General features: G+C 68.3%; 21 protein-coding genes. 10 read left to right on the top strand and 11 right to left on the bottom strand.

Annotated elements, in window-relative coordinates; all coding sequences use genetic code 11:
* The 4 genes from cpaB to OIK44_RS25190 all read right to left on the bottom strand — a co-directional run.
* Window positions 1-770: Flp pilus assembly protein CpaB (cpaB, locus tag OIK44_RS25205; RefSeq protein ID WP_273674954.1), on the bottom strand; the 770-nt coding region annotated here is incomplete at its 3' end.
* Window positions 767-2146, bottom strand: coding sequence for an ATP-binding protein (locus tag OIK44_RS25200; protein WP_273674952.1), 1380 nt, complete (start codon window positions 2144-2146; stop codon window positions 767-769). The genes cpaB and OIK44_RS25200, both read right to left, overlap by 4 nt.
* 132 nt (window positions 2147-2278) lie before the next feature.
* On the bottom strand, window positions 2279-2785 hold the full coding sequence (locus tag OIK44_RS25195; RefSeq protein WP_273674951.1) for a prepilin peptidase: 507 nt from the start codon (window positions 2783-2785) through the stop codon (window positions 2279-2281).
* 61 nt (window positions 2786-2846) lie between these two features.
* The gene (locus OIK44_RS25190; RefSeq protein WP_273674950.1) at window positions 2847-3044 is read right to left on the bottom strand and encodes a Flp family type IVb pilin; all 198 of its coding nucleotides are present in this window, start codon (window positions 3042-3044) and stop codon (window positions 2847-2849) included.
* Window positions 3045-3473: 429 nt separating this feature from the next.
* Here OIK44_RS25190 and OIK44_RS25185 point away from each other — a divergent pair, with 429 nt between their 5' ends.
* The 4 genes from OIK44_RS25185 (at window position 3474) to icmF (ending at window position 12812) form a co-directional block, all read left to right on the top strand.
* Complete coding sequence (locus OIK44_RS25185) at window positions 3474-4517, top strand: GGDEF domain-containing protein (RefSeq protein ID WP_273674948.1); 1044 nt, start codon at window positions 3474-3476, stop codon at window positions 4515-4517.
* Window positions 4518-4598: 81 nt separating this feature from the next.
* On the top strand, window positions 4599-5534 hold the full coding sequence (locus tag OIK44_RS25180) for a LysR substrate-binding domain-containing protein (protein WP_273674946.1): 936 nt from the start codon (window positions 4599-4601) through the stop codon (window positions 5532-5534).
* A gap of 252 nt (window positions 5535-5786) precedes the next feature.
* Window positions 5787-9374: an indolepyruvate ferredoxin oxidoreductase family protein gene (locus OIK44_RS25175; RefSeq protein WP_273674945.1), complete on the top strand. Its 3588-nt coding sequence runs from the start codon at window positions 5787-5789 to the stop codon at window positions 9372-9374.
* 141 nt (window positions 9375-9515) lie between these two features.
* Window positions 9516-12812, top strand: coding sequence for a fused isobutyryl-CoA mutase/GTPase IcmF (icmF, locus tag OIK44_RS25170; protein ID WP_273674944.1), 3297 nt, complete (start codon window positions 9516-9518; stop codon window positions 12810-12812).
* Between the two features lie 9 nt (window positions 12813-12821).
* Here icmF and OIK44_RS25165 read toward each other — a convergent pair whose 3' ends face one another.
* Window positions 12822-13838: a substrate-binding domain-containing protein gene (locus tag OIK44_RS25165; RefSeq protein WP_273674942.1), complete on the bottom strand. Its 1017-nt coding sequence runs from the start codon at window positions 13836-13838 to the stop codon at window positions 12822-12824.
* Window positions 13839-14184: 346 nt separating this feature from the next.
* Between OIK44_RS25165 and OIK44_RS25160 the strand changes: the two genes are divergently transcribed.
* Window positions 14185-14523 (top strand): hypothetical protein, encoded by a 339-nt coding sequence (locus tag OIK44_RS25160; RefSeq protein WP_273674941.1) that lies wholly within the window; start codon window positions 14185-14187, stop codon window positions 14521-14523.
* 2 nt (window positions 14524-14525) lie between these two features.
* Here OIK44_RS25160 and OIK44_RS25155 read toward each other — a convergent pair whose 3' ends face one another.
* On the bottom strand, window positions 14526-15560 hold the full coding sequence (locus tag OIK44_RS25155; protein WP_273674939.1) for an MBL fold metallo-hydrolase: 1035 nt from the start codon (window positions 15558-15560) through the stop codon (window positions 14526-14528).
* 151 nt (window positions 15561-15711) lie between these two features.
* On the opposite strand from OIK44_RS25155, the gene OIK44_RS25150 reads away from it, so the two are divergent.
* The gene (locus OIK44_RS25150; protein WP_273674937.1) at window positions 15712-16323 is read left to right on the top strand and encodes a TetR/AcrR family transcriptional regulator; all 612 of its coding nucleotides are present in this window, start codon (window positions 15712-15714) and stop codon (window positions 16321-16323) included.
* A 56-nt stretch (window positions 16324-16379) separates the two neighbouring features.
* Window positions 16380-17222, top strand: a complete 843-nt coding sequence (locus tag OIK44_RS25145; protein WP_273674935.1) for a hypothetical protein — start codon at window positions 16380-16382, stop codon at window positions 17220-17222.
* 34 nt (window positions 17223-17256) lie between these two features.
* On the opposite strand, the gene OIK44_RS25140 is transcribed toward OIK44_RS25145, so the two are convergent.
* Window positions 17257-18345: a WD40/YVTN/BNR-like repeat-containing protein gene (locus tag OIK44_RS25140; protein ID WP_273674933.1), complete on the bottom strand. Its 1089-nt coding sequence runs from the start codon at window positions 18343-18345 to the stop codon at window positions 17257-17259.
* 2 nt (window positions 18346-18347) lie between these two features.
* Window positions 18348-18617 (bottom strand): MoaD/ThiS family protein, encoded by a 270-nt coding sequence (locus tag OIK44_RS25135; RefSeq protein ID WP_273674932.1) that lies wholly within the window; start codon window positions 18615-18617, stop codon window positions 18348-18350.
* A gap of 106 nt (window positions 18618-18723) precedes the next feature.
* Here OIK44_RS25135 and OIK44_RS25130 point away from each other — a divergent pair, with 106 nt between their 5' ends.
* Both OIK44_RS25130 and OIK44_RS25125 read left to right on the top strand, forming a co-directional pair.
* Window positions 18724-19038, top strand: coding sequence for a hypothetical protein (locus OIK44_RS25130; protein ID WP_273674930.1), 315 nt, complete (start codon window positions 18724-18726; stop codon window positions 19036-19038).
* A 111-nt stretch (window positions 19039-19149) separates the two neighbouring features.
* The gene (locus OIK44_RS25125; RefSeq protein WP_273674928.1) at window positions 19150-19617 is read left to right on the top strand and encodes a cache domain-containing protein; all 468 of its coding nucleotides are present in this window, start codon (window positions 19150-19152) and stop codon (window positions 19615-19617) included.
* Window positions 19618-19675: 58 nt separating this feature from the next.
* On the opposite strand, the gene OIK44_RS25120 is transcribed toward OIK44_RS25125, so the two are convergent.
* Window positions 19676-19987: a 2Fe-2S iron-sulfur cluster-binding protein gene (locus OIK44_RS25120; protein WP_273674927.1), complete on the bottom strand. Its 312-nt coding sequence runs from the start codon at window positions 19985-19987 to the stop codon at window positions 19676-19678.
* On the bottom strand, window positions 19984-21432 hold the full coding sequence (gene pdxR / locus OIK44_RS25115; RefSeq protein ID WP_273674925.1) for a MocR-like pyridoxine biosynthesis transcription factor PdxR: 1449 nt from the start codon (window positions 21430-21432) through the stop codon (window positions 19984-19986). Before pdxR ends, OIK44_RS25120 begins: the two co-directional genes overlap by 4 nt.
* A 159-nt stretch (window positions 21433-21591) precedes the next feature.
* Between pdxR and OIK44_RS25110 the strand changes: the two genes are divergently transcribed.
* Window positions 21592-22800, top strand: coding sequence for a multidrug effflux MFS transporter (locus tag OIK44_RS25110; RefSeq protein WP_273674923.1), 1209 nt, complete (start codon window positions 21592-21594; stop codon window positions 22798-22800).
* 19 nt (window positions 22801-22819) lie between these two features.
* Here OIK44_RS25110 and OIK44_RS25105 read toward each other — a convergent pair.
* Window positions 22820-24076 (bottom strand): nitric oxide reductase activation protein NorD (locus tag OIK44_RS25105; RefSeq protein WP_273674922.1); only part of this gene is annotated, 1257 nt, incomplete at its 5' end.

Here is a 24076-nt window from a genome sequence, read left to right as displayed (position 1 = left end):
GGCGCCGGCGGCGGCGCGGGCGGCGCCGCCGTGGCGGCGGCGGGCGGCGGCGCGGCGGCCGCCTCCAGACCCAGCAGCGTCAGCTTGGTGGCGCCGCCCGTCACGCCGGGCGCCGGGTCGATCTGGTTGCGCAGCACCAGCGACAGCGTGCCGACGCTGCGCGCCAGGTCGAGGTTTTCGGCCTGCGCCGGCGTCACCTCCAGCGTCACGGCGTTGACCACGCGCGGCTTGGTTTCGTCGCGCCCCACCTCCTGGGCGACGGCCAGCACGAGTATCCGTTCGAGCACGATTTTCGAGATGTTCTGGTCGTGCGCGGCCGCCGTCGCGGCCTCGCGCTGGGTGTGGACGATGATGTCGACGTAATTGCCGGGCAGCGCGAAGCCGGCCACGCCGACGACGTCGTTGACGCGCACCGTGATGGCGCGCCGGCCCTCGGTGATCAGCGCCGACAGGCCGCCGACGGTGCCGGCCGGCGCCAGCTTCGCCTCGGTCAGCGGCTCGCCGCGCAGCACGCTGCTTTTCAGCACCCGCCCGCTCAGCTTGAGCGGGTCGTGCACGGCGCCCTTCGGCAGGCTGTCGGCCGGCCAGTCGATCAGCTTGATCAACTCCGGCGTCAAACGCTGGCCCAGGTTGACGTCGGCGGCGGCGGCGGCCAGCTTGCTGGTGCCGCCGGCGCCCTGGCGCAGCAACCAGCGCGAGGCCAGCGCGACGGCGCCCAGGCCCAGCAGCACGGCCAGCGCCATGATCAGCAATGCGCGGCCGTTTTTCATACGATGGTCTCGAACTGGTTGCCGGGGTCGGCCTCGGCGGCGGCGGCGGCGGCCGGCGCGGCGGCGCAGGCGGCGAACATGCTGTGCCAGGCTTGCTCCAGCGCGGCCGGACTCAGCCGCGGCGCCTGGCCGGCGCAGCCGGCGAAGTCGCGGATGCGCCCCAGCAGCTCGCGCGGATAACTGGCCAGCAGCGGCCGCCCGCTGGCGCCGTGCAACTGCTCGACCAGATAGTCGGCGGCCGCCTCGTCGCAGGCCAGGCCGGCGGCGCGGCACTGCTGGCGCAGCAGCGCCCGGTAATTGGCCGCGCTGAGCGCGCCGACGTGGATCTGGTAGCCGAGGCGGCGCAGCAGCGACTCGTCGAGCAGCGCCCGCGGCGCCAGGTTGGTGGCGAACACCAGCACGACGTCGAAGGGCAGGCTGAACTTGTGGCCGCCGCGCAGCGTCAACTGGTCCAGCCCGAGGTCGAGCGGTTGCATGAAGCGGTTCAGCAGCGTGCGCGCGTCAATGCGCTGGCGCCCCAGGTCGTCGATGACGAGGATGCCGTTGTTCGCCTTCAGGTGCGGCGGCGCCTGGTAGCAGCCGCCGCCGCCGTCGTGGCGCAGGTCGAGCATGTCGGCGCCCAGCTCGGCGCCGACCTCGATCAGCGGACGCTGGCACAGCGCCCAGCGGGTGTCGCCGCTGCGCCGCTCGCCGGCCTGGCGCGCCGGCTCCGCCGGCGCCAGGTGCAGCAGCGGGTCGTGGAGGCGGATGATTTCGTGGCCGGCGACGACGGCGTAGGGCACGGCGACGTGGCCCTGCAGCAGCGCGCCGAGCTTTTTCGCCAGCGTCGTCTTGCCGCCGCCGGAAGGCCCGTACAGCAGCATCGAGCGGCCCGAATACATGGCCGCGCCGAGCAGGGCCAGCACGCCGGGGTCCAGGCGGTCCTCGCCGAAGACGGCGCCGATCTCGGCGGCGCCGACGCGCTGGCGCCCCGGCCGGCGCCACGACTGCCGCTCCAGCTGCGCGCAATACGCCTCCAGCGTCACCGGCGCCGGCCCGACGTAGGCGCAGCGCTCCAGATACGCGGCGGCGCGCTGCTTGCCCGGCGCCGTCAACTGGTACTGCACGTCGATGTCGGAGTCGCCGCGCCAGGCCACCTCCAGCAACTGCTCGCCGACCATGAAGGCCAGCACCTCGCGCAAGACATTGATCGACAGGCGCAGCCGGGTCGACAGCACCGGCAGGTGGCATTTGCCGGCGAGGAAAACCGCCTTGGCGATCAGCTCGACGATCAACTGCTGCTCCAGGCCCGTCTCGCGCACGCTCTTCGGCTGCGCCGGCAACAGCGCGCCGCCGTCCGCCTCGGCGGCAAAGGGCTGGCTTAGCAAATCAGTCATGCGCCTTCTCCTTGTCGGATACGGCGGGCCGGAAGGCGCCCGCGGGCCAGGTGCAAAGTGAGGAATTCATTTTATCGAGCGGTGCCGGCACGGCCCTTGATACAAAGCAAAAAATGCATTTTCGCAAGCGGCTCAGCAGCGCGACCACCACACCAGCAGCGCGGTGGCCAGCGCGATGGCGACGCCGTAGGGCATGCCGCCGACGCTGGCGGCGGCCGGCGCCGGCGCGGCGCCGCGGCGGCCCCGCGCCAGCAAGGCGCGGACGTTGCCGGCGGCCTCGTACAGGCAGCCGCGCCAGCACACGATCAGCAGCGCCATCAGGCCGCCGATCAGGCAGGTGGCGCCGGCAATCTGCAGCGCCAGCAACGGGCCGGTGAAGGCGCCGACCATGGCCATCAGCTTGACGTCGCCGGCGGCCATGCCGCGCAGCAGATACAAGGGCAGCAACAGCAGCAAACCCGTCAGGGCGCCGCCCAGCCAGGCCAGCGTCGAAGCCCCCGGCAACAGTTGCAAACCGAGGGCGGCGGCCAGACCGCCCAGCACCAGCAGATTGGGGATTTTGCGCACGGCCAAATCGGTGGCGGCGGCCAGCGCGACGAAACACAGCAGCACAAGGTCTTGCAGGACAGGGAGAGACATGACGACCTCCGCGGCAAAAAAAACGCTTCCCGGCCGCCCCCGCGGACGGAAAGCGTTTGCTTCAGGCCATGGCGCCGTTCAAGGCGGTGGCGATTTCGTTGAACACCCCCTTCAGGCCCGTGGAATCGGTGCCGACCACGGCGGCGATCATGGCGCCGATGGCGGCCGCCATGAGCGCGGCGATCAAGCCATATTCAATGGCGGTGATGCCGTCTTCGTCGCGGCCGAAGTTTCTTAGTGCGGAAATAAAGGTATGCATGACTGACTCCCAAATGAATGAATCAAAAAGTGACCCTGGCGCCGGCCGGAAAACCGCGCGGCTGGCCCGCAAATTTATTTCCCGACTTCAAGTCCTGCGCCATTGAAACCACTATAGTATTTCCACGATCCAACAAATTGACGTGCGACAAGTTTTCCATGTGGAAATCATTCTTTCGCAAATAAGCGCGCCGGACGGCGCTTTGCCGGCCGCGCGCCGCCGCCGACCCCGATTTGCTCATAATTGTGTGAAAAAATTCACACTGGAATTGCCTATTAGGCAAAAAGCTATTATCCTGCCTAGCTGTTCTTTGGAAAGGCATCCCGCTAGGCGGCAAAGTGCGCCTTGCTCTGAGAATGTAGGCCGGCACGGGCGCGCAGCGTTCCCGCCCGGCGCAATGCGCGTGCGATTACTTGCCAGAGAACGACAATGGATTCCCTACTTAAACACATGGTCGACATGACCGGCCACCGCGACCACGCGATGCTCGACATTTCGGTGATCTCGGCGGTGCAGGAACTGGCCGCGGCGGCGCAAACCCGGGTATTGGCGCTGAACACGGTGCGCGGCCAGGTGTTCGTGCGCGCCCGCGCCGTCATCAGCGCCGGCGGCGTGGCGCGCATGGAGGAATATCCGGACCCGGCCCTGCCGGGCGAGCCGCTGTCGGCCTACCCGGCGCTGGCCGCCTGCCTGGCCCGCCACGAGGCCAGCGCCGACCTGGTCGGCGCCGACGGCCGCCACCTGCTGTGGCTGCCCATCTGGATCGGCGACAAGGCCGACACCTGCCTGGAAATCACCAATCCCACGCCGTACTCGGACGCCACCATCCACGTCATCGGCGGCATCGTCAGCGTCTACAAGAATTTCCAGAACCTGCTCGACTACAGCGAGCGCGACTCGCTGACGGGCCTGCTCAACCGCAAGACCTTCGACGACCAGCTGGCCAAGATCCTGCACGGCCACGGCGGCCGCGGCGGCCTGGCCCTGCCCGGCGAGGAAGAGCGCCGCCAGGCCCCCGACAGCGAGCAGCAGTGGCTGGCCGTGGTCGACGTCGACCACTTCAAGCTCGTCAACGACAAATTCGGCCACCTGTACGGCGACGAAGTGCTGATCCTCATCGCCAACCTGCTGCAATCGTCGTTCCGCGCCCAGGACCGCATCTTCCGCTTCGGCGGCGAGGAATTCGTCGTGCTGCTGCGCTCGATCACGCTGGCCAACGCCCACAAGATCATCGACCGCTTCCGCAGCAACGTCGCCGGCCACGACTTCCCGCAAGTGGGCCGGGTCACCGTCAGCGTCGGCTTCGTCGCCCTCAACGCCGTCGAGGCGCCCGTCATCATCCTCGGCCGCGCCGACCAGGCCCTGTACTACGCGAAAAGCCACGGCCGCAACCGCGCCTGCCACTACGATGAGCTGCTCGACAGCGGCTGCCTGCACGCCGTCGCCTCGAACGACACGGCAGAATTCTTCTAGCCGGGGACAGACCACGATTTTCAAGAAATAATTTCTTGAAAATCGTGGTCTGTCCCCAGGCAGCCGCTAGAATGGCGCTCTATGGAATTGCGCCAACTCCGCTACTTTGTTGCCATCGCCGACCACGGCTCGCTGTCGAAGGCGGCGCTGGTGCTGCACGTGGCCCAGCCGGCGCTGACCCAGCAGTTGCGCCAGCTCGAAGAGGAGCTGGGCGCGCAACTGCTGCACCGCTCGGCCCAGGGCGTGCTCAGCACCGACGCCGGCAAGATCTTCTACGCCCACGCCCAGGCCATCCTGAAGCAGGTGGCCGACGCCAAGTCGGCCGTCACGCAGTCGGCCACGCGGCCCTCGGGCAGCGTCACGCTGGGCTTGCCGCACAGCATCTCGGGCGCGCTGGCGCTGCCGCTGCTGACGGCGGCGCGCGCCGACTACCCGGAAATCAGCCTGCAATTGACCGAGGAATTGACCGGCAACCTGGCCGAGCAGCTCAAGGCCGGCCGCGTCAACCTGGCGCTGCTGTTCGACGACGGCCAGCTGACCCCGTTTACCACCACCGCCCTGGTCGAGGAAGACATGCGCTTCATCTGCCGCGCCGACGCGCCCTACCTGCGCGGCCAGCATGCGATCAGCCTGAAACAGGCGCTGGCGGCGCCGCTGATCCTGCCCGGCCTGCAGCACGGCGTGCGCCCGCGCATCGAAAGCGTGGCGCGGGCCGCCGGCTTGACGGTCGGCAATGTGATCGAGATCAACTCGATCGCCATCCTGAAGTCGGCCATCCTGGCCGACATGGGCGCCACCATCCTGCCGGTGGCGCCGCTGCTGGCCGAGGTCGAACGGGGCACCCTGCGCACCCACGCGCTGTACGACCCGCCGCTGTCGCGCACGGTCGTGCTGTGCGCCTCGAAGAGCATCCCGCTGACGAACGCGGCGGCGGCCGTCGGCCGCCTCGTGCAGCAGGTGAGCGCGCAGCTGTGCGCCAGCGGCAGCTGGCTGGGCGCGCGCGCGCTGGCGCCGTGAAGCTCCCGGCTTAAGCCTGGGCATAAGCCACAATAATGGCGGCGCGGCAGCCATCACTTTTTCTTATACCCCCATCCGCAAACCCTATTTCCGCCCGCGCGACGATAGTTTTACACTCGCGCTGCAGCGCATTGTTCAGCCTAAAATACCTGCATAGCCGTTCACTCAGCGGCCGCATCGCCTGACCGTCCAGCGCCTTACCCGGCGCGCCCGCGGCCAGGCGCGATCTGAAAGACCCTTTTGGAGCACACCATGGCAGATACCACGGCAACGCCACCCGCAGCGTTGGACACCCACGCCGGCAGCCCCCCTTCCCGCCTGACCACGGTCAGCCTCGACGACAAGTACACGGCCACCTCGGGCGCCGTCTTCCTGTCCGGTATCCAAGCCCTGGTGCGCCTGCCGATGATGCAGCGCCAGCGCGACCAGGCCGCCGGCCTGAACACGGCCGGCTTCATCTCCGGCTACCGCGGCTCGCCGCTCGGCGGCCTCGACGAGACGCTGTGGAAGGCCAAGGCCCACCTGGAAGCCCACCACGTCCAGTTCGTCCCCGGCGTCAACGAAGACCTGGCCGCGACGGCCGTCTGGGGCTCGCAACAGGTCGACCTGATCGGCCCGGCCAAGTACGACGGCGTCTTCGCCATGTGGTACGGCAAGGGTCCGGGCGTGGACCGCTGCGGCGACGTCTTCAAGCACATGAACCACGCCGGCACCGCCAAGCTGGGCGGCGTGCTGCTGGTGGCCGGCGACGACCACGGCGCCTACTCGTCGACGCTGCCGCACCAGTCCGACCACCTGTTCTCGGCCTCGATGATCCCCGTGCTCTACCCCTGCAATGTGCAGGAATACCTGGACCTGGGCATCCACGGCTGGGCCATGTCGCGCTTTTCCGGCTGCACCGTCGCCTTCAAGGCGCTGGCCGACACGGTCGAGTCCAGCGCCTCCGTCGACGCCGACCCGCACCGCGTCGTGGTGAAGATCCCGCAGGACTTCGTCATGCCCGAGGGCGGCCTGAACGCGCGCCTGTCCAGCATTCCGCTGGGCCAGCAGGCGCGCAACCAGGAAGCGCTGATGCAGGACTACAAGATCTACGCGGCCCTCGCCTATGCCCGCGAGAACAAGCTGAACCACACCACCATCGACAGCCCGAACGCCAAGCTGGGCATCATCGCCTCCGGCAAGTCCTACCTCGACGTCCTCGAAGCGCTGGAGGAGCTGGGCATCGACGAGAACATGGCCGCCGACGTCGGCCTGCGCCTGTTCAAGGTGGCCATGCCCTGGCCGCTGGAGCCGGACAGCGTGCGCGAGTTCGCCCAGGGCCTCGACGAAATCCTCGTCGTCGAGGAAAAGCGCCAGATCGTCGAATACCAGCTGAAGGAGCAGTTATACAACTGGCGCGACGACGTGCGTCCCCGCGTCATCGGCAAATTCGACGAAAAGGGCGAGTGGGTGGCGCCGCGCGGCGAGTGGCTGCTGACCTCGAAGGCCGACTTCTCCGTCTCGCAGGTGGCGCGGGTGATCGCCAGCCGCGTCGCGCGCCTGATCACCGACGCCGTCACCTGCGACCTGATCAAGGCGCGCCTGAGCTTCCTCGACGCCAAGGACGCCGTGCTGAAAAAGGCCGTCAACACGCCCTTCCGCCCCGCCTTCTACTGCTCCGGCTGCCCGCACAACACCTCGACCAAGGTGCCCGACGGCAGCCTGGCGCTGGCCGGCATCGGCTGCCACGTGATGGCCACCTCGATTTACCCGGAAATGAACAAACTCACCACCCACATGGGCGGCGAAGGCGCGCCGTGGATAGGCCAGGCCGCGTTCTCGTCGCTTCCGCACGTGTTCCAGAACCTCGGCGACGGCACCTATTTCCACTCCGGCTACCTGGCGATCCGCGCCGCGCTGGCGGCCAACGTCAACATGACCTACAAGATCCTCTACAACGACGCGGTGGCGATGACGGGCGGCCAGCCGGTCGACGGCCAGATCACCGTGCCGCTGATGGCGCAGCAGATGGCCGCCGAGGGCATCCGCCGCATCGCCCTGGTGACGGAGGACCTGAGCCGCTACAGCGACCGCAGCGGCCTGCCGGCCCACCTGACGCTGCACGACCGCAAGGACATGGACGCCGTCCAGCGCGAGCTGCGCGAGGTCAAGGGCGTGTCCGTGCTGATCTACGACCAGACCTGCGCGGCCGAGAAGCGCCGGCGCCGGAAAAAAGGCGAGTTCCCCGACCCGGCCAAGCGCATGGTCATCAACGAGGCCGTCTGCGAGGGCTGCGGCGACTGCGGCATCCAGTCGAACTGCACCTCGATCCTGCCGAAGGAAACGGAATTCGGCCGCAAGCGCAGCATCGACCAGTCGTCCTGCAACAAGGACTATTCCTGCGTCAAGGGCTTCTGCCCGAGCTTCGTCACCGTCGAGGGCGGCGCGCTGAAGAAAACCAAGACCGGCGTTTCCAAAGACAACGCCGACGACGGCTTCGGCGCCCTGCCGGAGCCCGTGCTGCCGGCCTGCGACGCGCCCTACAACATCCTCATCAACGGCATCGGCGGCACCGGCGTCATCACCGTCGGCGCGCTGATGGGCATGGCCGCCCACCTCGAAGGCAAGGGCGCCTCCGTGCTGGACATGACCGGCATGTCGCAGAAAAACGGCTCCGTCACCTCGCACGTCAAGGTCGCCAAGTCGCCGGCCCACCTGCGCGCCCAGCGCATCGCCACCGGCGAGGCCGACCTGGTGCTCGGCTGCGACATGCTGACGGCCGGCGCCCAGGACGCGATCTCGAAGATGCGCCCGGGCCGCACCATGGCCGTCGTCAACCTGCACGAGCAGCCGCCCGGCACCTTCGCCCAGAACGCCGACTGGCAATACCCGACGCAGGAAGTGCGCGCGCTGATCGCCGAATCGGTCGGCGCCGCCGTCCACAACAGCGCCGACTTCATCGACGCCACCAAACTGGCGACGGCGCTGATGGGCGACTCGATCGCCGCCAACCTGTTCATGCTCGGCTACGCCTGGCAAAAGGGGCGCATCCCGCTGACGGAGGCGGCGCTGCTGCGCGCCATCGAATTGAACGGCGTCGGCATCGCCTCGAACAAGAAAAGCTTCCTGTGGGGCCGCCGCGCCGCCGTCGACCTGAAGCGCGTCGAAAAAATCGCCACGCCGACCCAGGCCATCGTCGTGCAGATGCCGCAAAGCCTGGAAACGCTCGTCAAGAAGCGCGCCGACTTCCTGACGGCCTACCAGAACGCCGCCTACGCGGCCACCTACGAGGAGCTGGTCGGGCGCGTGCGCGCGGCCGAGTCCGGCCTGGCGCTGGGCAACAAGCTGTCGACGGCCGTCGCCAAGTCCTACTTCAAGCTGATGGCCTACAAGGACGAGTACGAGGTGGCGCGCCTGTACACGGACGGCCGCTTCGTCGCGCAGCTGCAGCAGCAATTCGAGGGCGACTTCACGCTGAAATTCAACCTGGCGCCGCCGCTGTTCTCGAAAAAGGACGCCCAGGGCCACCTCGTCAAAGCCGAATTCGGCTCGTGGATGTGGCGCGCCTTCCAGCTGCTGGCCAAGGCCAAGGGCCTGCGCGGCGGCGCCTTCGACATCTTCGGCTACACGGCCGAGCGCAAGATGGAGCGCGCGCTGATCGGCGAGTACCGGCAAACGGTCGAAGCCCTGCTGGCCCGGCTGAACGCCGACAACCACGGGCTGGCGGTCGAGCTGGCCAGCCTGCCGGAAAAAATCCGCGGCTTCGGCCACGTCAAGGAGAAGGCCGTGGCCGCCTTCCACGCCGACCAGGCGCGCCTGCTGGCGGCGCTGGCCGGCGGCGACCACCAGCACGCCGCCTAAGCCCGCCGCCCCGGCTTGCCGATTCCTGCAGTAATGAATCGGCAAGCCGGGACACGCCGCCGCCGCTTGGGTTTATCTTGACGTTTACGTTAACGTCATATAACTTACAACGACTCAGATCGCGCCCATTCCAAGGACATCATGAACGACCTTTCCAACGCCATCCTCCCCGCCGCCGCGCCCGAGCAGCCGAAACTGGCCAACAAGGTGCGCTTCGTCACCGCCGCCTCGCTGTTCGACGGCCATGACGCGTCGATCAACATCATGCGCCGCATCCTGCAGTCGAACGGCGTCGAAGTGGTCCACCTGGGCCACAACCGCTCGGTCGACGAGGTGGTGACGGCGGCGCTGGCCGAGGACGTGCAGGGCATCGCCATCTCCAGCTACCAGGGCGGCCACGTCGAATACTTCAAGTACATGATCGACCTGCTGAAACAGCGCGGCGGCGCCCACATCAAGGTGTTCGGCGGCGGCGGCGGCGTCATCGTGCCCGACGAGATCGCCGACCTGCACGCCTACGGCGTGACGCGCATCTTCAGCCCGGAGGACGGCCAGCGCATGGGCCTGGTCGGGATGATCCAGTCGATGGTGCAAATGTGCGACATCGACCTGTCGAGCTACTCGCCGACGACGCTGGCGCCGCTGCGCGAGGGCGACATCACGGAGCGCCACCGGCCGCTGGCCCAGCTGATCACGGCGCTGGAAAACGACAAAGCCGCGCCCGGCCTGCGCGCCGAACTGCTGGCCGCCGCCGCCGCGCTGAAGGTGCCGGCGCTGGGCATCACCGGCACCGGCGGCGCCGGCAAGTCCTCGCTGACGGACGAGCTGATACGCCGCGTCCGCCTCGACCAGGGCGACGCCCTGAACATCGCCATCATCTCGATCGACCCGTCGCGGCGCAAATCCGGCGGCGCGCTGCTGGGCGACCGCATCCGCATGAACGCCATCAGCCCCTGGGGCGCCGGCAAGGCGCGCGTGTTCATGCGCTCGCTCGCCACCCGCGAGGCCGGCTCGGAAATCTCCCAGGCGCTGCCCGACGTCATCGCCGCCTGCAAGGTGGCCGGCTTCGACCTGGTCATCATCGAAACCTCCGGCATCGGCCAGGGCGACGCCGCCATCGTGCCGCACGTCGACGTCAGCATGTACGTGATGACGCCGGAATTCGGCGCCGCCACGCAGCTGGAAAAAATCGACATGCTCGATTTCGCCGACTTCATCGCCATCAACAAATTCGACCGCAAGGGCTCGCTCGACGCGCTGCGCGACGTCGGCAAGCAGTACCAGCGCAACCGCGAGCTGTGGAGCAAGCGCCCCGACGAGATGCCGGTCTACGGCACCCAGGCGTCGCGCTTCAACGACGACGGCGTCACCGCGCTGTACCACGGCCTGCTGCCGGCGCTGCGGCAGTTCGGCCTGCGGACCGGCCCGGGCAAGCTGCCGCCGGTGGCCGCCAAGCACTCCAGCGCCAAGCACGTCATCGTGCCGGCCGCGCGCAGCCGCTACCTGGCCGAAATCGCCGACACCGTGCGCGGCTACCACAAATTCACCGGCAAGCAGGTGGTGCTGGCGCGCGAACGCCAGCAACTGACGGAGTCGAAGCGCATGCTGGCCGCCGCCAACAAGGCGGTGCTCGACTTCGACGAGCTGATCACCGAGCGCGAGCACGCCCTCGACGCCAACTCGAAGAAGCTGCTGGCGATGTGGCCCGACATGCAGGCGGCCTACGCCGGCGACGATTACGTCGTCAAAATCCGCGACAAGGAAATCCGCACGCGGCTGGTCCAGCACACCCTGTCCGGCACCAAGATCCGCAAGGTGGCGCTGCCGAAATACCAGGACCACGGCGAAATCCTGCGCTTCCTGATGCTGGAGAACGTGCCCGGCTCCTTCCCCTTCTCGGCCGGCGTGTTCGCCTTCAAGCGCGAGGGCGAGGACCCGACCCGCATGTTCGCCGGCGAGGGCGACGCCTTCCGCACCAACCGCCGCTTCAAGCTGGTGTCGACCGGCATGGACGCGAAGCGCCTGTCGACCGCCTTCGACTCCGTCACGCTGTACGGCGCCGACCCGGCCGAGCGCCCCGACATCTACGGCAAGGTCGGCAACTCCGGCGTGTCGATCGCCACGCTGGACGACATGAAGGTGCTGTACGACGGCTTCAACCTGTGCAGCCCGAGCACCTCCGTGTCGATGACCATCAACGGCCCCGCGCCGACGATACTGGCGATGTTCATGAACACCGCCATCGACCAGCAGCTCGACAAATTCGTCGCCGAGAACCAGCGCCAGCCGAGCGCCGACGAGGCGGCGAAAATCCGCGCCTGGGTGCTGCAAAACGTGCGCGGCACGGTGCAGGCCGACATCCTCAAGGAGGACCAGGGCCAGAACACCTGCATCTTCTCGACCGAGTTCTCGCTGAAAGTCATGGGCGACATCCAGGAATACTTCGTCCACCACGAGGTGCGCAACTTCTACTCGGTGTCGATCTCCGGCTACCACATCGCCGAGGCGGGCGCGAACCCCATCTCGCAACTGGCGTTCACGCTGTCGAACGGCTTCACCTTCGTCGAAGCCTACCTGGCGCGCGGCATGCACATCGACGACTTCGCGCCGAATCTGTCCTTCTTCTTCAGCAACGGCATGGACCCGGAATACACGGTGCTGGGCCGGGTGGCGCGGCGCCTGTGGGCCATCGCCATGCGCGACAAATACGGCGCCAACGACCGCAGCCAGAAGCTGAAGTACCACGTGCAGACCTCGGGGCGCTCGCTGCACGCCCAGGAAATCGACTTCAACGACATCCGCACCACGCTGCAGGCGCTGATCGCCATCTACGACAACTGCAACAGCCTGCACACCAACGCCTACGACGAGGCGATCACCACGCCAACCGACGAATCGGTGCGCCGCGCGCTGGCGATCCAGCTGATCATCAACCGCGAATGGGGGCTGGCGAAGAACGAAAACCCGAACCAGGGCTCCTTCATCATCGACGAGCTGACCGATCTGGTCGAAGAGGCGGTGCTGCAGGAATTCGAGCGCATCGCCGAGCGCGGCGGCGTGCTGGGGGCGATGGAAACGGGCTACCAGCGCGGCAAGATCCAGGAAGAGTCGATGCTGTACGAGCACCAGAAGCACGACGGCAGCCTGCCCATCATCGGCGTCAACACCTTCCGCAACCCGAAGGCCAACGAGGCGCCGCAAAAGATCGAGCTGGCCCGCTCCACCGACGATGAAAAGCAGTCGCAGCTGACGCGCCTGGCGGAATTCCACCAGCGCCACGCCGGCGCCGCGCCGGCCGCGCTGGCCGCGCTGCAGCAGGCGGCCATCGACAACGACAACGTCTTCGCCCGCCTGATGGAGGCGGTGCGCGTGTGCTCGCTGGGGCAGATCACCGCCACGCTGTTCGAGGTCGGCGGCCAGTACCGCCGCAATATGTAAGGGCCGGCCTCAGACCCGGTGCGCGCAGACGCCGACGGTCACGCCCGGCAGCAGGATAGGCTGCCACAGCACCTGCAGCTGCGCCGGCGGCGTGCCGCGCAGCAGCGCCAGCAGCATTTCGATCATCTTGGCGCCGGCCAGGCGCGGTTCCGGCTGGTCGATCGTCGTCACGTTCGAGCCGATCAGGGTGTCCTCGACGCTGCCCCAGACGATCACCGACATGTCCTTGCCGATGTCGATGCCGGCGTCGAGCAGCGCGCGCACGGCGCCGACGCCGGACAGGTGGTTGTCGACGATGACGGCGGACGGCCGCGGCGAACTGGCCAGCAATTGCTGCATCGCCTGGTAGCCGGTGCGCCGGTCCAGCGTGTTGTCGATCAGGTAGCGCGGGTCGATGCCCAGGCCCGCCGCCGCCATCGCGCCCACGAAGCCGTCCTTGCGCTGGCGCGCGAAGTTCAATTCCAGCGGCGCGCTGATCAGGGCGATGCGCTGGTGGCCCAGGCCCAGCAGGCGTTCGACCGCGAGGCGGATGCCGGCCTCGTTGTCGTAGTCGAACCAGGCGTAGGGCGTGTCGCTGTCGGTGCGGCCGTGCGTGACGAAGGGAAAGCCGGTCCGGCTCAGGTAGGCGATGCGCTCGTCGCGCACCAGCGTGCGCCCGACCAGCAAACCGTCCACGCGCTTGCCGCGCACCATCTGCTCATACGAGGGTTGCTCGTTTTGCGGCGACACGGGGGCGATGATCAGGTTCATCTTCGACGCCTCCAGCGCCTCGGACATGCCGGCCACGACGCCGAGGAACATCGAATCGCCCAGGTCGGTCGGCAGCATGGGATAGATGATGCCGGCCACGTTCGAGCGCCCCACGGCCAGGCTGCGCGCCATCGGATTGGCTTCGTAACCGACTTCCTTGGCGGCCGCCAGCACCCGCTCCCGGGTGCGGCAATTCACTTCCGGATAGCCGTTCAAGGCGCGGCTTACTGTCGTCTTCGACATACCGAGTGCGATTGCGAGGCTCTTCAGATTCATTTGAAAAAAGTCTAAATGGAGGGCGTAAACGATATAAACGCCTCTCAGGCTGCCGATTATAGCCGACTCGCCAGCCCCGGCCGTCTTCCATCCGGCCGACTTTTTTAAAAAAAACAACGTTATCCGCGCAAATAGACGGACCGGCGGACGCCGCCGCGGCGGCGGGCGGCTGTGGCGGCGCAGCCATGCCCTGGCAGGCCGCCGCCGCCGTTTCCCTTATCAAGAAACACTTTTTTCTGGCGTCCTGGCACATTTTGTCCTACTCTTAGCAACAGCATGTCTGCGGATGCCCAGGCCCATCTATGCCCGGCATATCGATTTCGGACCTGCCTATCGGATAGGGGTGATGACCGTGGTTTCCGCAACGTCCTTCAACTTACAAGCTTCGATTGCCGTGGCCCAGCGCAAGGTGCAGCAGGGCCAGTCCCAGGTGCAGCAAGACAGCGAGCGCCTGGAGCAAAGCCGCACCGAACTGAGCCGCAGCCGCGAGCGGCTCAGCCAGACCCAGGAAGACAGCCGGCAGGCCCGGCAGGCGACGCCGGCCGCGCAACCGGCCGCCGCGCCGCTGCGCATCGAACGGACGATCAAGACGCTGCCCGCCGCCCCGGCGCCGGCCGCGCAGCCGCAAGCCCAGTTGAACAGCCGCGGTCAAAGCATAGGCGGCTTGATCAACGTCATGGCCTAGTCTTACCGCGCGGCCAGCGGCAACCACCACGGCCGGCCCGGGTCCGGCTGGCGCAGATTGACGGCCTGGCCCATTTCCGGCGTCGTGATGGCGACGCCGCGCTGCGCCGCCAGCGCGACGATGCGGTCGAACGGCTCGTGCCACGCGTGCAAGCCCAGGTCGAAGGTGCCGTTGTGCACGGGCAGCAGCCATTTCCCCCTCAAGTCCACATGGGCCTGCATGGTTTCCTCGGGCTGCATGTGCACGTCCGGCCATTGCGCGTCGTAGGCGCCCGTTTCCAGCAGCGTCACGTCGAAGGGGCCGTAGCGCTCGCCGATGGCGCGGAAGCCGTCGAAATAGCCGGAATCGCCGCTGAAAAACAGCTTCAGGCCGGGCGCGGCGATGACCCAGGACGCCCACAGGGTCTTGTTGCCGTCGAGCAGGCCGCGGCCGGAAAAGTGCTGGGACGGCGTCGCCACGAGCTGAACGTCGGCTATCGTCGTCGATTGCCACCAATCGAGCTGGCGCACCTTGGCCGCCGGCACGCCCCAGGCGACCAGGGTGTCGCCCACGCCCAGCGGCGCGATGAAGTGCTCGGTCTTGGCCGCCAATTGCAGGATGGCGGCGTAGTCGAGGTGGTCGTAATGGTCGTGCGACAAGATCACGCCCTTGATCGGCGGCAGCTCGGCGATGCCGATGGGCGGCTGGTGGAAGCGCTTCGGCCCGGCCCACTGCAGCGGCGAGGCGCGCTGGGAAAACACCGGGTCCGTCAGCCAGAACTGGCCGTTCAGCTTGAGCAAGAGCGTCGAATGGCCGAGGCGGAACAGGCTGGCGTCCGGCGCGGCCAGCAATTGCGCCCGGCTCAGCGCCTGCACGGGGATGGGCGCGGCCGGCACCGTGTTCGCGGGCTTGTTGAACAGAAACGTCACCATCAGTTTCAGCGAGCGCATCCAACCCAGTTGGTGGCGCGGCGCCGCGTTGCGGAATTTGCCGTCGCGTTGCTGCGACGCCGGCGTCGCGGCAACGCTGCCGGCGTCGGCTGCGGTGGAATAGTTCATGGCGGTCAAGACTCCCAGAAAAAGGCTGAGGCGAAAAATGGCAAGCATGGCGGGCCTGTGGTGAATATACACTACACAGTGTAGTTCCTATTTTCAGCAAAGTAAACCACTGGGTGTAAAATAGGTTTTCCCCGACCGCAGACTGTCTCCCATGTCCTCACCGCAACGCCTGACCGACCGCAAGCGCCTGGCCATCGTCGACGCCGCCATCGCCGAGTTCCGCGCCCACGGCTTCGAGGCGACCAGCATGGACAAGATCGCCGCCACGGCGGCCGTGTCGAAACGCACGGTGTACAACCACTTCCCCAGCAAGGACCAGTTGTTCGCCGAAATCCTGGCGCGGCTGTGGGACAACAGCGCGGCGCAGCCGGCCCTGCCCTACGACGCGGGCGCGCCGCTGCGCGGGCAGTTGCTGGCATTGCTGAGGCAAAAAATGGCCATGCTCACCGACGCCAACTTCCTCGACCTGGCGCGGGTGGCGATCGCCGAAACCATCCACTCGCCCGAGCGGGCGCAGGAAATGGTGGCGCAAGTGAGCGAAAAGGGCAGCGGCCTGACCAACTGGATCAGCGCCGCGCAGCAGGACGGCCGCCTGAAGCCGGGCGATCCGCAATTCATCTCGCACCTGCTGCAGGGGCAGCTGAAAACCTTCGCCTTCTGGCCCCAGGTCACGCTGGGCCAGCCGGCGCTGGACGCGGCGGAGCAACACAACGTCATCGAGACGGCCGTCGACATGTTCCTGGCCTATTACGCCCTATCCTAGGCTTTGCAGCACAGGGGCGTCATCCGCTCCTGCCTAAACACCGTTCGCATCGTTCTATGAAAATAGTGATTTCAAAAACCGCTATCGCGCTGGGCTTGCTGCTGGTTGTATACACCGGCCTGTCACACGCATCCGTGCCCGGATGCGGGCGCGGCATCGAGAACCTCGAACGTATCGATTTCGCGCGCACGCGCATCGTCGTACTGGGCGAGGTACATGGCACCATGCAGGCTCAGGATTTCATGCAGGCGCTAGCCTGCCATGCGCTTGCCAGCCGCCGCCGCGTTGTGCTCGGCATCGAGGCGCCTGTCGCCATCCAGGCGCCCTTGTCATCTTACGTGCGCGGCGCCATCCCGCAGCGCCAGTTCGCCGCCGACAGCAACGTGTTCTGGCGCGGCGAGGACGGCCGCTCCAGCGCGGCGATGATGGGCTTGATCGGACACATACGCCGCATGAAGGCCGCCGGTGCGAACATCGAACTGTTCGCCTTCGACGGCGTCGCAGCGAAACGCCGCGCCCGCCAGCAGCAGGAGGCAAGCCGCGACCAGCAAATGGCCTTGAACGTCAGAGCGAAACTTCGGCAACGTCCAGGCGCGCTCCTGCTCCTACTGGTCGGCAACATCCATGCGGCCAAGCACAAGCTCGACCCGGAATACGCGCCGCCGATGGTTTCCTACTTACTCGACCTGCCGATACTGACCTTGGGAATGCGCTACAGAAGCGGAAACTTCTGGGTGTGCTATGACGGTTGCGCCGTACATTCGACACAAGGAATGCCGGACGCATCACGGCAGTTTGGCATTGGCGACATCGACAAATCCGGCGAATACGACCGATTCTTCGACGTCGGCCATGTCAACGCCTCCCCACCCTATCTGGATAGCCCGGCATCCAGATAGGCCAGCCGGCGCGCGCTGCCGCGATACGACCGCGCTAGGCGAAGCACACGACATACACGGGCGGCAGCGTGGTCGACACCGTCTGCCAGTGCTCGCCGCCATTCGCCGACAGCCACAAGCCGCCCGTGGTCGAGCCCATCACCAGGGTGCGGCCATCGTCGGCCACCGCCAGGCCGTGGCGGTACACCAAATCATAGCAGTGCTCCTGCGGCAAGCCGCTGCGGAACAGCGAAAACGTCTTGCCGCCGTCGTTGGTGCGGGTGACGGCCAGCGCCGCGTCCACCGGGATGCGCAGCGTGTCGGTCTTGGCCGGCGCGAACCAGGCCGTGTCGCCGTCGCGCGGGTGCACGGCCACGGCGAAGCCGAAATTCGACAGCGGCACGTCGGCCACCTCGTCCCAGCGGGCGCCGCCGTTGCCGGAGCGCCAGATGCCGTTGTGGTGCTGGCACCACAGCCGCTCGGGCGTGCCGTCGGCGCGGACGATGCGGTGCGGGTCTTGCACGGCCTCGTTCTCGTCCTGTTCCGGCGGCATGTAGTCGGCGCGCATGCCGTGCGCGCTCAAGCTCCAGCTGGCGCCGCCGTCGGCCGTGCGCCAGACCCCGCCGCAGGACACGCCGACGAGCACCTTGCGGCTGTCGCGCGGGTCGACGCAGATGCTGTGGATGCCGGGCACGTCGTAGCCGCCGCCGAACCATTGGGCGCGCTGCGGTGCGTTCCACAAAGACTCCACCAGTTGCCACGAGGCGCCGCGGTCGGCCGAACGGAACAGGCCGCCCGGCAGGGTGCCGGCCCACAGCACGCCCGGCTCGTCCGGACCGCCGGCGGCCAGCGACCAGATCATGCGCAGCGTCCAGTCGAACGGGTCGGCGCTGTCCTCGGGCTTGGGCGGATAGGCCGGCGCGGCGATTTCCGTCCAGTCGGCGGCGCCGGCGTCGCGCCGGTACAGCTTGGCGCCGAAGTGGCCCAGGTTCAGCGCCGTGTACAGCGCGCCGTCGCGCCGGTCCGCCAGCAGCATCGACACGGGGTCGCCGAGGAAATGCAGGGCCTTCAAGTGCCAATGGCCGGGGTCGATGCTCAGTTCAAACAGGCCCTTGCGGGTGCCAAGGTAAGCGCATTCGCTCATGACTAGCCTCCAGAGAGTGCTTGCAGGATGTACACCTTACTGTCCGCCCCCAGCGGATCGTCCAACAGGATGCGCTCGCGCGCGCGCACGCCGTCAATGAAAATGACGACGTTGGCGCGCAGGTGGCCCTGGTCGTCGAGCACGTAGCCGCGCAGCCGCGGCTGGGCGGCGAAGGCCGCCTCCAGGCCGGCGCGCAACTGCCGCGCGTCCGTCACGACCTGGGGCAGGTCCATGAAACGCGCCAGTTGCTGCGTGAAATTCAGTTGCGCCATACCGTCCTCGACTGCGCCGCGGGTAGACAAATTCTAACGCGAATCGGCCTCGCGGCCGCGCCGCTTTGCCATAAAATGGGGCTGACTGAACAACCGGAGCCGCTCGATGTCGATTACCCCACAACAACTCGAAACCCTGATGCAGGAAGTGGAGCTGGCCGACCCGATCGACTTCGCCGACCTGCCCTTCGACGACAAGGAATTGCGCGGCCTAATCGCCAACCACCTGTGCGAGATGGCCGATGCGATGCAAGGTTTCACCGCGGAAGACCGCAACCTGGCGCTGCTGGCCGTGGCCGCCAAGCTGGTGCTGGAAAACCTCGTGCTCAATGTGCAACTGCTGCGCCAGCATGGCCTGCCCCTGAGCGACAGCGCCGATGCCCTGCTGCAGCGCCTGCGCCGTGGCGGCAAGGGGACGTGATACGAAATACATTGCAATTTTGTAAAAATTGACTCGTATTCCATTGCTTGCTATAGTGACTTTAGGCAACTTTACCCGGGCAGCCACCCCGCACTGTTTGGAGACGCACGCATGAAACACATTTTTGTCCGCCTGATGACCGCCCTGTTCGCGCTGAGCCTGGGCGGCGCCGCCCTCGCACAACAAAAAGGCACGGCCGACGAGGCGGTGGCCATGGTCAAGAAGGCCGGCGCCTACTTGAAGGAGAACGGCCAGGACAAGACCATCGCCGCCATCAACAATCCGCGCGGCCCCTTCGTCAAGGGCGACCTGTACGTCTTCATGCTGCGCACCAACGGCGACGGCCTGGCGCTGGCGCACGGCCAGAACGCCAAGATCGTCGGCAAGAACATGCTGGAACTGCGCTCGGCCGACGGCGTCTATTTCGTCAAGGACTTCATCAAGGTGGCCAACAGCGCGGCCGGCAAGGGCTGGGTCAACTATAAGTGGCTCAATTCGGTGAGCAACACCATCGAAGAGAAATCCACCTATGTCGAGCGGCACGGCGAGGTCTTCCTCGGCGTCGGCATCTACAAGTAAGCGGCCGGCACGGCCACAGCCCTGCTGCTGCGGGGCTTTTTTTCGCCCTGTTTCACATTCAGGATGAGGCGGCCGGCGCCGCCATCAGGCGCGCGGCGGGCGCCTCCAGCGTCAGGTCGGACTCGGCCAGCGCCACGCAGGGCAGGATGTAGCCGTCGCGCCGCTCCTCGCGGCTGACACCGGGCCAGTCGATGGCATAACCCACCCGGCCCTCCAGCAGGCGGCACAGGCAGGTGCGGCAAGTGCCGTTGCGGCAGGAGCTGGGCAGGCGCACGCCGGCCCGCTCGGCCGCCGCCAGCAGCGGCACGCCGGCGTCGGCCTCGAACTGCCAGCCCTGCGGCGCGATCGCCACCTTGAACGGCGCGCTCATGGCAGCGCGCGCAGCAAGGCGGCCAGCTGGCGCGCGCCGAAGCGCGCCTGCGCCACGGTCAACGCGCTGAAGCCGACGAGGACGGCGGGCGCCAGCCGGGCCGCGCCGCTGAAATCGCGCAAGCCCTCCAGCGCCAACCCACAGGCGGCGGCGCGGGCGCAGAACGCCGCCTCGTCGCAATCCGGCGGCAGCCACAGCACGAAGTGGAAACCGGCCTGCTGCCCGGATACCGTATAGCGGCCCGGCGCGCCGGCGGCCAGCTCCGCCAGCACGACATCGCGGCGCTCCTGGTAGGCGCGGCGCGCCAGACGCAGGTGGCGCACAAAGGCGCCGCTGGCCAGGCAGTCGGCCAGCGCCAGCTGCTCGGTGACGCCGACCGCGCGCCCGGTCGCCTGCCACGAAGCCATCAGCACATCGCGCAGCGCGGCCGGCACGACCATGAAGCCGACGCGCAGGCCGGCGAACAAGGTCTTGTTGAAGCTGCCGCAATAGATGACGCGCCCGTACTTGTCGAGCGACTTCAGCGCGGCCAGCGGCGCGCTCTGGTAATTAAATTCGCTGTCATAGTCGTCCTCGACGACCCAGGCGCCGCAGTCGCTGGCCCAGTCCAGCAGTTCGAGGCGGCGCGTGACGGACATCGTCACACCCAGCGGCGCCTGGTGCGCCGGCGTCACATAGGCCAGGCGGGCGTCGGCGTGGCCGCGCAGCGCGGCGCAATCGATGCCGTCCGGCCCGACCGGCACCAGCGCCACGGCGGCGCCGGCCAGCGCGCAGATTTTCCGCGCCGACTGGTAGCCGGGGTCCTCCATGCACACCTTGTCGCCGGGACGCAGCACGCTGCGGGCGATCAGGTCGAAGGCGTTGCGGATGCCGGTGGTGACGATGACCGCGTCGGCGCCGCAGGCAATGCCGCGGTAGCTGGCCAGATAGTCGGCGATGAGCGCGCGCAGGGCCGGCAAGCCAGCCGGGTCGGCCGCGCACAGCACCCCGCCGGCGGCACCGGCCAGCGCCCGCGCCAGGTGCCGCGACCACGCCGAGGCGGGAAACAGGGCCGGGTCGGCCTGGCGCGCCACGAAGGGCCGGCCGGCGCGCGCGCCCGTGTCGGCCGGCGCCGCGCTGGCGGGCGGCGCGGCCGGCGCGTCGTAGGCGGCCATCAGGAAGCGCTCGGGCACCAGCGCGCACACGCGCGTGCCCGAACCGGGCGCGCGCGACACATAGGCTTCGGCGCGCAGGCGGTCGAAGACGGCCTCCACCGTGCCACGCGACAACTGCCAGCGCGCCGCCAGCGTCCGGCTCGACGGCAAGCGGCTACCGGCCGGCAAGACCTGGCCGAGGATGGCGTCGCGCAAAGCCGCGTAGGCGCCATCCTGCTTCGCCGCGCCAGCGCCGTGCAGAGCGGCCGGCCGGGGCAGGTCGAGGGGGACAGCGACCTTGCCGCGCGCCATAGTGGTCCAATCGATTAGTTGATAAACGGTACTTCGCATTAAACCACAAACGGCCTATTCTGCGGCCACAGCTGGGGACAGACCACGATTTTCAAGAAATGTTTTCTTGAAAATCGTGGTCTGTCCCCAGCTGGTCGCACCTTATCCCTGGAGAGAACGATGCATGACAAACCCGAGCCGGCGCCGTGGGCGTGGACGGCGATCCTGCTGCTGGTGGTGTGCCTGCCGCGCATCAGCATCGATATCTATCTGCCATCGCTGCCGGCGATGGCCGACGCGCTGCGCGCCCCCTATGCCCAGATGCAGCTGACCCTGACCATGTATATGGCCGGCTCGGCGCTGTCCATGCTGCTGTGCGGGCCGCTGGCCGACCGCTACGGCCGCCGCCCGGTGCTGCTGGCCGGCGGCGCGCTGTATCTGCTGGCCAGCGCCGTCTGCGCCGGCGCCACGTCGGCCCCCGTCATCATCGCCGCCCGCCTGTTCCAGGCGCTGGGCGGCTGCAGCGGCACGCTGATCGGCCGCGTCATGGTGCGCGACCGCTTCGACCAGGCCAGCCAGGCCGGCATGCTGAGCCGGATCTCGATGGGGATGGCGCTCTCGCCCATCGTCGCGCCGCTGATCGGCAGCGTCATCGACGCCGCGCTGGGCTGGCGCTGGGTCTTCCTCACGCTGACGGCGCTGGCCACGCTGATGCTCGCGCTGGTCGCCGGCCTGCTGCCGGAAACCCGGCCCGCGCCCGCCGCCGCGCGCCCGCCCGCCACCGCGCGCATCTATCTGCGCCTGCTCGGCGATCCCTATTTCCTGCGCTACGCGCTGGCGATCGGCTGCGTCTATTGCACCTACTTCCCCTTCATCGCCGAGTCGTCGCTGCTGCTGCAGCGCTCGCTGCACCTGTCGGCCAGCGCCTACGCCCTCGTCTTCGGCCTGACGGTGAGCGGCTACCTGGCCGGATCGAACCTGTTCCGCCGCCTCGGGCCGCGCCTCGGCGCCGACCGCATGATCGCCCTGGCCGTGGCCGTCAACGGCGCCGGCGCCGCGCTGCTGTGGGCCGCCACGACGCTGTATCCGACGGCGCTGGCGGCCCTGGTCGGGCCGATGCTGCTGATTATGCTGTCGGTCGGCGTGGCGATCCCGGCCTGCCAGTTCGCCGTGCTGCAGCCCTACGCGGCCATCGCCGGCACCGCCTCCGGCCTGTTCTTCTTCATCCAGATGGCCATCACGACCCTGTGCGGCGGCGCCGTCGTCCAGCTGTCGGACGGCAGCGCGCGGCCCATCGCATGGGTGACGGCGGCGGCCAGCGCCGCTTTCTGCACGGCCTGGCTGGCCCTGCGCGGCGGCCAGGCCAAGCTGGCCGGCAGCCGCTGCTGAGGCAGTCTTGGGGCGCGCCTCAGCGCGCCATCAACTGGCGCAGCCAGTCGAGCAGCACGGTCGGCAGCAGTTCGGGGTGCGCCAGCAAGGCGTACTGGCGCGCCCCGAACACCTGCGGCAGGTAGTTCGCCGCCTGCCGGTCTATCGTCAGGCAAAACGGCGCGATGCCTTGCAGGCGCGCCTCCGCCACGGCCTGGCGCATGTCCTCGACGCCGTAGCGGCCGGCGTAGCCGTCGACGTCGTTCGGCTTGCCGTCGGACAGCAGCAGCAGCAGGCGGTGCGCCGCCGGCTGCGCCATCAGCAGCGCGCTGGCGTGGCGCAGCGCCGCGCCGGCGCGCGTGTACGCCTCCGGCTCCAGGCCGGCGATGCGGCGCGCCACGGCACCGTCGTAGGCCTCGTCGAAAGCCTTCACGCTGCGCACCACCACGCCCTGCGGCCCCTCGCCGGAAAACGCCTGCACGCAAAAGCGCTCGCCCAGGCCGTCGAGCGCGACGCAGACGAACAGCAGCGCCTCGCGCTCGACGTCGATGACGCGCCGCCCCGCCGCGATCCAGCCATCGGTCGAGCCGCTGACGTCGACCAGCAGCATGACGGCCATGTCGCGCCGGGCGCGCCGCTGGCTCAGGTACAGCCCTTGCGCCAGCGGCAGGCCGGCGCGGTAATCGGCCTGGCCGTCCAGCCATGCCTGCAAATCGATCTCGTCGCCGTCGGGCTGCTGGCGCACCCGCGTGCGCTGCGCCCGCAGCAGCTCGAAGCGGCGCCGCAGCGTGTGCAGCGTCGCCGCGCGCCCGGCCAGCGTCTGCTCGACCCACTGCTGCGGTCCCGCCGCCGCGGGCCGCAGGCACACCGTCGCGCCCGGCCCGGCATAGGACAGGCTGCGCCAGTCCCACTCCGGATAGCGCAGCCGCCCGCCCTCGCCGCCCGCGGCGCCGGGCGCCAGCTGCGCCGGCGCCGCCGCCGGCGGGTCGTCCGACAGCAGCACCTCCTTCGGCTGGCCGGGCGCGCTGACCAGCCGCGCCTGCGCCAGCTCGGACAAGGCGTCGGCGAATTCCTCGGCGGCCGTGGCCGCGTCGCGGTCGCTGGGGCGCTGCATGCCCAGCGGATCTTCGGCCTGCTGGTGCGGCTGCGCCGTCTGCACCATCACCGGCCCCGGCGCGCCGTCCTCGTCCTCGTCCTTGCCGGCCCGGCGCACCTCGGGGCGGCGCGCCAGGCGGGCGCTGCGCAGCGGCCCGCCGGCGGCCTCGCCGCCCGGCGCGGCGGGCCCGGCTGCGGCCGC

This window comes from Janthinobacterium fluminis (genome assembly GCF_028595325.1).
In the GTDB taxonomy this organism is placed as follows: domain Bacteria; phylum Pseudomonadota; class Gammaproteobacteria; order Burkholderiales; family Burkholderiaceae_D; genus Janthinobacterium; species Janthinobacterium fluminis.
Note: the sequence above shows the minus strand (reverse complement) of the source record. Positions and strands in the feature narration are given on the sequence as shown.

Coding starts and splice junctions, on each gene's coding strand:
- OIK44_RS25160 (WP_273674941.1), top strand. CDS start 14,185: ATGACCGTGGTTTCCGCAACGTCCTTCAACTTACAAGCTTCGATTGCC.
- OIK44_RS25190 (WP_273674950.1), bottom strand. CDS start 3,044: ATGCATACCTTTATTTCCGCACTAAGAAACTTCGGCCGCGACGAAGAC.
- OIK44_RS25140 (WP_273674933.1), bottom strand. CDS start 18,345: ATGAGCGAATGCGCTTACCTTGGCACCCGCAAGGGCCTGTTTGAACTG.
- OIK44_RS25180 (WP_273674946.1), top strand. CDS start 4,599: ATGGAATTGCGCCAACTCCGCTACTTTGTTGCCATCGCCGACCACGGC.
- OIK44_RS25110 (WP_273674923.1), top strand. CDS start 21,592: ATGCATGACAAACCCGAGCCGGCGCCGTGGGCGTGGACGGCGATCCTG.
- pdxR (WP_273674925.1), bottom strand. CDS start 21,432: ATGGCGCGCGGCAAGGTCGCTGTCCCCCTCGACCTGCCCCGGCCGGCC.
- OIK44_RS25165 (WP_273674942.1), bottom strand. CDS start 13,838: ATGAATCTGAAGAGCCTCGCAATCGCACTCGGTATGTCGAAGACGACA.
- OIK44_RS25135 (WP_273674932.1), bottom strand. CDS start 18,617: ATGGCGCAACTGAATTTCACGCAGCAACTGGCGCGTTTCATGGACCTG.
- OIK44_RS25150 (WP_273674937.1), top strand. CDS start 15,712: ATGTCCTCACCGCAACGCCTGACCGACCGCAAGCGCCTGGCCATCGTC.
- OIK44_RS25130 (WP_273674930.1), top strand. CDS start 18,724: ATGTCGATTACCCCACAACAACTCGAAACCCTGATGCAGGAAGTGGAG.
- icmF (WP_273674944.1), top strand. CDS start 9,516: ATGAACGACCTTTCCAACGCCATCCTCCCCGCCGCCGCGCCCGAGCAG.
- OIK44_RS25120 (WP_273674927.1), bottom strand. CDS start 19,987: ATGAGCGCGCCGTTCAAGGTGGCGATCGCGCCGCAGGGCTGGCAGTTC.
- OIK44_RS25125 (WP_273674928.1), top strand. CDS start 19,150: ATGAAACACATTTTTGTCCGCCTGATGACCGCCCTGTTCGCGCTGAGC.
- OIK44_RS25185 (WP_273674948.1), top strand. CDS start 3,474: ATGGATTCCCTACTTAAACACATGGTCGACATGACCGGCCACCGCGAC.
- OIK44_RS25155 (WP_273674939.1), bottom strand. CDS start 15,560: ATGAACTATTCCACCGCAGCCGACGCCGGCAGCGTTGCCGCGACGCCG.
- OIK44_RS25175 (WP_273674945.1), top strand. CDS start 5,787: ATGGCAGATACCACGGCAACGCCACCCGCAGCGTTGGACACCCACGCC.
- OIK44_RS25195 (WP_273674951.1), bottom strand. CDS start 2,785: ATGTCTCTCCCTGTCCTGCAAGACCTTGTGCTGCTGTGTTTCGTCGCG.
- OIK44_RS25145 (WP_273674935.1), top strand. CDS start 16,380: ATGAAAATAGTGATTTCAAAAACCGCTATCGCGCTGGGCTTGCTGCTG.
- OIK44_RS25200 (WP_273674952.1), bottom strand. CDS start 2,146: ATGACTGATTTGCTAAGCCAGCCCTTTGCCGCCGAGGCGGACGGCGGC.